Origin of the sequence: Chryseobacterium jejuense, assembly GCF_017877355.1 — a bacterium.
GTDB classification, from domain to species: domain Bacteria; phylum Bacteroidota; class Bacteroidia; order Flavobacteriales; family Weeksellaceae; genus Chryseobacterium; species Chryseobacterium jejuense_A.
Genome location: NZ_JAGIPR010000029.1, coordinates 1 through 1,573 on the forward strand (window position 1 = coordinate 1; position 1,573 = coordinate 1,573).

At 31.3% G+C, this 1,573-nt stretch carries 3 protein-coding genes; 1 reads left to right on the forward strand and 2 read right to left on the reverse strand.

Annotated elements, in window-relative coordinates; genetic code table 11:
• Nucleotides 1-145 (forward strand): transposase (locus J2772_RS24090; protein WP_209921604.1); only part of this gene is annotated, 145 nt, incomplete at its 5' end.
• A gap of 129 nt (nucleotides 146-274) precedes the next feature.
• Here J2772_RS24090 and J2772_RS24095 read toward each other — a convergent pair.
• Entirely contained in the window at nucleotides 275-664 is a 390-nt protein-coding gene (locus tag J2772_RS24095; protein ID WP_209921602.1) for a hypothetical protein, read from the reverse strand.
• A gap of 31 nt (nucleotides 665-695) precedes the next feature.
• On the reverse strand, nucleotides 696-1,573 hold an 878-nt coding region (locus J2772_RS24100; RefSeq protein ID WP_317194535.1), incomplete at its 5' end, for an RHS repeat-associated core domain-containing protein.

Consider the following 1,573-nt stretch of genomic DNA (forward strand, 5'->3'; position numbering starts at 1 on the left):
CCATGATGTTGAACCTGTTTTTGCACAACTCAAACACAACAAAAATTTTAAACGATTCATGCTTCGGGGAAAAAATAAAGTCGAGGTAGAAATCGGCATACTTGCAATTGCCCACAATCTGAACAAAATGTCAAAAGCAGCCTAAAACAGACTGCTTTTTTGACTTATATCTTCTTTTTTTCAAGATATTTTTTTTTAAATCAAAATATCGAAATCTTTTTTCAATGAAATACAAAAAAGAGACTGTCCTTTTGAGACAGCCTCTTTTGTTTATTTATTCTAGAATCTTTTGATAACAATTTTCTCCATAATGACCAAAGCAGAGAAAAATGTTTTTATCTTTTTTTTTGAAAGAAGTTATATAAGTTGTATTAGTGTCTTCTACATCCTCTGGAAAAGCAATTAAATCTTTGTCTAAATTTAGATAAAATTTTGAAAGTGTTATAGATTGATTATCTATTTTATATTTTGAATCGTAATCCAATAACTTTTTCCCTTCCCTATTATAAATAACCCTATTGTACACTCCATCTCTGTGAATTGTCAGGGTATCATATGTATTTTTATATGATACAGGCGAATATTTTCCATACATATCTTCATTACTAATATTTTGGCACGAAAATAAAAAAGGTAATAAAATTAAACTTATACTTTTTTTCATATTTATCAAATTTAAGATGTTCGATTTAAAATCAAGGTCTTGTTAATATAGATGATGGTGTTACAGCCTGTTTAAAAACGTTCTTTAAGGTTGGGTTAATTGCTTTTTTTTGAACTTCGGAATTGCTTTCAGTCCACATATAAGTCTGATATGTATTTCCAAAGCTATTTACTTTTCCTTCGGTTCTTTCAAAATTATTTACTGGTAATCTATAAAATAATGACTCCTGAGATTTTGAATCTAACATTAAAAAAAGTGTTTCGTCTCCTAATTTGTACCAAGATACAGTAGATCTTCCCCACATCTGCTCATACATATCAAAATTTGCTTTTAGAGGATTAGCCTGAAGATATGTCATCTCTACAAACCCTTTTGGATCTTGTGAGTTTAATGATGCTTGTCTTGCTAAAGAAGAATACGGAGATGATGCTTTGTCTAGAGAAGCAAAAGGTCCATCATTAGAATCATTAAAATCGCTAAACAAACTACGAGTAGGTCCGTCTCCTCCAAAATATTCACCTGTTATAGTTCCCCATCCTACATCTTTTCCTCTATGAGTATAACCACTAATAATAGATTCTCCGCCTTTAATAATATTTGAAGCTCCAGTTTGTCGACTAACTACTTTAGTGTCTCCATTTCTTTGATGGTAAAAATCTATTTTATTTCCACCTAAATTACTAATCATTTTGCCATTCTTATCATACTCATTAAATGGTTCTCTTCCGTCTGGATCTGTATATTTTACTGGATTATTGAAAGTATAGTTATAGGGCGACCAGCTTGGCATTTTCTCCGCTAGTGGGTCGACAGACAACCAAAGACTTACCCTAGGATTATAATATCTCGCTCCATAATAATAGTAACCTGTCTCGTCATCCTGCTCTTTACCATTAAATTTATACGGCG